Source organism: Dokdonella sp. (assembly GCF_036518555.1).
In the GTDB taxonomy this organism is placed as follows: Bacteria; Pseudomonadota; Gammaproteobacteria; order Xanthomonadales; family Rhodanobacteraceae; genus Dokdonella_A.
On the sequence record NZ_DATDMY010000129.1, the window covers coordinates 1 to 5,186 of the forward strand.

The 5,186-nt window shown below is 70.1% G+C and carries 2 protein-coding genes and 2 pseudogenes; 2 read left to right on the forward strand and 2 right to left on the reverse strand.

Going from position 1 to position 5,186, the window contains the following annotated elements; genetic code table 11:
- Positions 1-552 precede the first annotated feature (552 nt).
- Positions 553-2,724 (reverse strand): peptidyl-dipeptidase Dcp, encoded by a 2,172-nt coding sequence (gene dcp / locus VI238_RS07630; protein WP_331650093.1) that lies wholly within the window; start codon positions 2,722-2,724, stop codon positions 553-555.
- Between the two features lie 235 nt (positions 2,725-2,959).
- Positions 2,960-3,583, reverse strand: coding sequence for an arylesterase (locus tag VI238_RS07635; RefSeq protein WP_331650095.1), 624 nt, complete (start codon positions 3,581-3,583; stop codon positions 2,960-2,962).
- Between VI238_RS07635 and VI238_RS07640 the strand changes: the two are divergent.
- Positions 3,582-4,268 (forward strand): annotated as a pseudogene (locus VI238_RS07640) (ABC transporter ATP-binding protein); the annotation flags it as partial. The gene VI238_RS07635 and the pseudogene VI238_RS07640 overlap by 2 nt on opposite strands.
- A gap of 185 nt (positions 4,269-4,453) precedes the next feature.
- Positions 4,454-5,186, forward strand: a pseudogene (locus VI238_RS07645) (ABC transporter permease); the annotation flags it as partial.

Sequence of the window (5,186 nt, forward strand, 5' to 3'; positions counted from 1 at the left end):
GCACCGCCGTGGATCACGAGCACGGGCATTGCAGCCTCCGCTACATCCGCCATGAGGCAACACAGGATCGCGAACAGGAGTCGGCTCGGCATTGCATCGACACGCATCGGCGGACGTCCGCGCGAGTATAGGCAAATCCCCGCCGCCGGACCTGTATGCGCGACGCGTCTGCGGGACGGTCCGCCACGGACTTGCAGTTCCGATGGCGGCGCGACGTTGCCGCGCGGACGGCGCGCCCGCGCTTCGGCCTTGAGCCGCCCTACCATTTTCGCAACTGAGCGCCGAGGCCGAAGCGCATCGCGGCGTGCGCCCCTCCCACGGAATGGAAGGCCCGTAGGGCGGATCAAGCCGCGTAGCGGCGGATCCGCCTTCACCGCTGCAGGTCTTCGCACTCGGCGGCTCCGGCCTTCGGCCTTGAGCCGCCCTACGCCTTTCGCAACTGAGGGCCGAGGGCTGGGGGCGAAGGGCATCGCGGCGTGCGCCGCTCCCACAGAAAAAAGAAAAGGGAGGGACCGCAGTCCCTCCCTCGCGTACGTCGGGGAACGCGACCGCTTACTTCGCGGCCGGCTTCTCTTCCTTGAGTCCACGCTGCTCGAGCAGCGGCTCGACGCTCGGATCGCGGCCACGGAAGTCGCGGTACATCTTCGCCATGTCCTCGGTGCTGCCGCGCGAAAGCACCATGTCGCGGAAGCGCTGGCCGTTCTCGCGCGTCATGCCGCCGTGCTCGCGGAACCAGTAGAACGCGTCGTGGTCGAGCACTTCGCTCCACAGGTAGGCGTAGTAGCCGGCCGCGTAGCCGCCACCCCAGATGTGCGCGAAATAGGACGTGCGGTAGCGCGGCGGCACTTCGACCATGTCGATCTTGAGGTCGTGCAGCGTCTTCTTCTCGAACGCGTCGACGTCCTGCTTGCCGGCGTCGACGCCGAGCGTGTGCCAGCTCATGTCGAGCAACGCGGCGGCGAGGTATTCGGTCGTCGCAAAGCCCTGGTCGAAGGTCTTGGACTTCTTGATCTTCTCGACCAGTTCGGCCGGCATCGGCGTGCCGGTCTGGTAGTGCTTGGCGAAGTTCGCGAACACCTTCGGATCGCTCGCCCAGTGTTCGTTGAACTGCGACGGGAACTCGACGAAGTCGCGCGGCACGCTGGTGCCGGACAGGGTCGGGTACTTCACGTTCGAGAACATGCCGTGCAGCGCGTGGCCGAACTCGTGGAACATCGTCGTCGCGTCGTCCCAGCTGATCAGCGCAGGCTGGCCCGCGGCCGGCTTGGTGAAGTTGCAGACGTTGAACACGACCGGCTTCGTGCCGAGCAGGCCCGACTGGCCGACGAAGTTGTCCATCCACGCGCCGCCGCGCTTGCTGTCGCGCTTCCAGTAGTCGGCGTAGAACAGCGCCATCGAGGCGCCGTCCTTGTCGAACACCTCGAACACGCGCACGTCCGGGTGGTACACCGGGATGTCCTTGCGCTCCTTGAACGTGAGGCCGTACATCTGGTTGGCGGCGAAGAACACGCCGTCCTGCAGCACGCGATCGATCTCGAGGTACGGCTTGATCTGCGACTCGTCGAGGTCGTACTGCGCCTTGCGCACCTTCTCGGCGTAGTGCTGCCAGTCCCACGGCGCGAGCTTGAAGCCGCCGTTCTCCTTGTCGATGAGCGCCTGCATCGCCGCCGCCTCGCCTCGCGCCTTCGCGGTCGCCGCCGGGACCATGTCGGTCATGAGCTTCTCGGCCGCCTCGGGCGTCTTCGCCATCTGGTCGTCGAGCGTGTAGGTCGCGTAGTTCGGGAAGCCGAGCAGCTTGGCGCGCTCGGCACGCAGCACCGCGAGGCGCTGGATGATCGCGCGCGTGTCGTTCGCATCGCCGTGCTCGGCGCGCATCGTCGAGGCCTTGAACAGCTTCTCGCGCGTCGCGCGGTTCTCGAGCGAGACCTGCGCCGGCTGCTGGGTGGTGTTCTGCAGGGTGAGCGCGTACTTGCCGTCCTGCTTGCGCGACTTGGCCGCGTCGGCCGCGGCGGCGAGGTCGGCCTCGGACAGGCCCGCGAGCTCGGCCTTGTCCGACACGATCACCGCACCCGCGTTGTTCGCGGCGAGCAGCTTGTTGGAGAAATCGGTCGTGAGCGTCGACTCTTCCTTGTTGAGCTCGCGCAGCTTCGCCTTGTCGGCCGCGGAGAGCTGGGCGCCCGCGCGCACGAAGTTGCGGTAGTAGCGCTCGACGAGCTCGTTCTGCTCGGCATCGAGGCCGAGCGACGCGCGCGTGTCGTACAGCTTCTTCACGCGCTCGAACAGCTTGTCGTTGAGGTAGATCGCGTCCTGGTGCTCGGCGTACTTCGGTGCGACCGCTTCCTGCACCTTCTGCAGCGTGTCGTTCGTGTTGGCGCCCGTGATCGCGCCGAACACCGCGCCGACGCGGGTCAGCGTCTGGCCGCTGCGCTCCATCGCCTCGATCGTGTTGGCGAACGTCGGCGCCTCCTTCGAGGCGGCGATCTTGTCGATTTCGGCGATCTGTTCGCGCATGCCGGCTTCGATCGCGGGCTGGTAGTCCGCGTCCTTGATCTTGTCGAACGGCGGCGCGTGGAACGGCAGCGCGCTCTCGCGCGCGAACGGATTGCTCGCCGCGAGGGTCGCGCCAGCGCCCTTGGCAAACGCGTCGGCCGGCTGCAGCACGGCCGCGGTGGCGCCGAACAGGATCAGGTTCATCGTCGTCGTCAAGATCTTCGTTCGCAGCATTGGGGTTCCCCGTGGCGGAAAAAAGGCGCCGGAGCGGACGCAGTCCGACGCGTGGCCGGCCAGCCTAGCCGCCACCGGAGGCCGGCGCCATGTGCCATTCGGCCCATGACGGGGAGAGGGCTGGGCCGCGGGCCGGCCAAGGTCGAGGGCGCGCCGGTGTGCGGTAGATGCTTGATTCGGCGGTCGAGGTAGGGCATCGCGGCTTCCGCCGCTGCCACAGGAGGCCTGAAAAAGCCTAGCGCGCGGGGAGCGCCCTCAACGCAGGCTCAAGGACCTTCCACACATTCTCGAGCACGCGCGGCTCGCCCGCGGCGCGCGGGTGCAGGCCGTCGTCCTGCATGAGCGCAGGGTCGAGCGCGACGCCGTCGAGCAGGAACGGGACCAATGGCACGTTGAATTCGTCGGCGAGGCCCCGATACAACTCGCGCAGGCCGTCGCGGTATTGCGGCCCGTAGTTGACCGGCAGCTCGATGCCGACCAGCACCGCGCGCGCGCCGGCGCGGCGCACGGCCTCGAGGATCGCCGCGAGGTTCGAGCGCAACTGCGCGAGCGGCAGTCCGCGCAGGCCGTCGTTGGCGCCGAGTTCCACCACCACGAGCGCGGGCGCATGCTCCTTCAGCAGGGCGGGCAGGCGCGCGAGGCCGCCCGCGCTGGTCTCGCCGCTGATGCTCGCGTTGACGACGTCGCGCGCGGGCCGCGCGGCGGCGAGGCGTTCGTCGAGCAGGGCCACCCAGCCCTCCTTCGGCGCCAGGCCGTAGGCGGCGGACAGCGAATCGCCGAGCACGAGGACGGGCCGTGGCGCGCCGGTGGCGAGCGCGGCGAAGAATGACGAGAGTACTACGAGAAGGATGCGCAACATGAATGGCAGGACCGCGTCGGCGTTGTATGCGAGCGAGGTTAGCAAAACCGTCGACGGGCCCGACGGGCGCCTGACGATCCTCGAGGGCGTGAGCCTCGAGGTCGCGCGCGGCGACAGCCTCGCGATCGTCGGCGCCTCGGGATCGGGCAAGACGACCTTGCTCGGCCTGCTCGCGGGGCTCGACCGGCCGAGCACGGGCACGATCGCGCTCGCCGGCGAACGGCTCGATGCGCTCGACGAGGAAGCGCGCGCACGCCTGCGCCGCAGCCGGGTCGGCTTCGTGTTCCAGAGTTTCCACCTGCTGCCCGCGCTGACCGCCGAGGAAAACGTGATGCTGCCGCTCGAGCTCGACGGCCGCGACGACGCGCGCGAGCGCGCGGCCGAAGCTCTCGCGCGCGTCGGCCTCGACGCGCGCCGCCATCACTACCCGGCGCAGTTGTCCGGCGGCGAGCAGCAACGCGTGGCGCTCGCCAGGGCGTTCGTGCACCGTCCCGAGATCCTGTTCGCCGACGAACCGACCGGCAACCTCGACCAGCGCACCGGCGCCGGCATCGGCGACCTGCTGTTCGCGCTCAACCGCGAGCATGCGACGACGCTCGTGCTCGTCACCCACGATGCGAACCTCGCCGCACGCTGCGCGCGCAGCCTGCGCCTGCACGAAGGCCACATAGAAGACTCCGCCGCCGCAGGCGGCGCACCCGCGTCCCTCGCCCGCGCAGCGGGAGAGGGGGGGACCATCGGCGGAGCCGATGGTGGGGTGAGGGAAGCCACGCCCGAACCCACATCCTCCCTCTCCCGCGCAGCGGGAGAGGGCGGAACCATCGGCAAGGCCGATGGTGCGGTGAGGGACACGTCGCAGGAACCTCGCTCGTGAGGCCCCTCGCCTTCGCCGCGCGCAGCCTGCGCCGCGAGTTCCGCCATGCCGAACTCGCGACGCTCGCGATGGCGCTCGTGCTCGCGGTCGCCGCGATGGCGGCGGTCGCGACGCTCGCCGCGCGGGTCGAACGCGCGCTCGTCGCCTCCGCCGCCGAGCTCATCGGCGGCGACCTCGCGCTCGGCGCGTCGCGCCCGCTGCCGGCCGAGCTCGCCGAGGAAGCACGGCGCCGCGGCCTCGCGACCAATCGCCTGGCCGAGTTCCCGAGCGTGCTGTTCGCCAACGAACGCAGCCGGCTCTGCGACGTGCGCGCGAGCGACGCCGCGTTCCCGCTGCGCGGCGCACTCAGCGTGCGCGACGTCGACGGCGTCGAGCGTGCCGCGCACGCGCCGCCGTCGGGATCGATCTATGCCGACCACGCGGCGCTCGTCGCGCTCGATGTCGCGGTCGGCGCGCGCGTGCAGCTCGGCGGCCGCGACCTGCTCGTCGCCGGCGAGATCGCGAAGGCGCCCGACAGCGGCAACCCGTTTCGCATCGCGCCACGCGTGATCATGAACATCGCCGATGCCGAAGCGATCGGCCTGCTCGGCACCGGCAGTCGGGCGGGGCATCGCCTGCTCGTCGCCGGCGACGTCGACGCGGTCGCCGCGTTCGCCGCCTGGGCGGGATCCCACCTGCCCGCGGGCGCGCGCATCACGACCGTGCAGGACGCGCAACAGAACCTGCGCC

What these genes read in the sequence shown, in the direction of transcription:
- dcp (WP_331650093.1), bottom strand. Translation starts at nt 2,724, where the DNA reads ATGCTGCGAACGAAGATCTTGACGACGACGATGAACCTGATCCTGTTC.
- VI238_RS07635 (WP_331650095.1), bottom strand. Translation starts at nt 3,583, where the DNA reads ATGTTGCGCATCCTTCTCGTAGTACTCTCGTCATTCTTCGCCGCGCTC.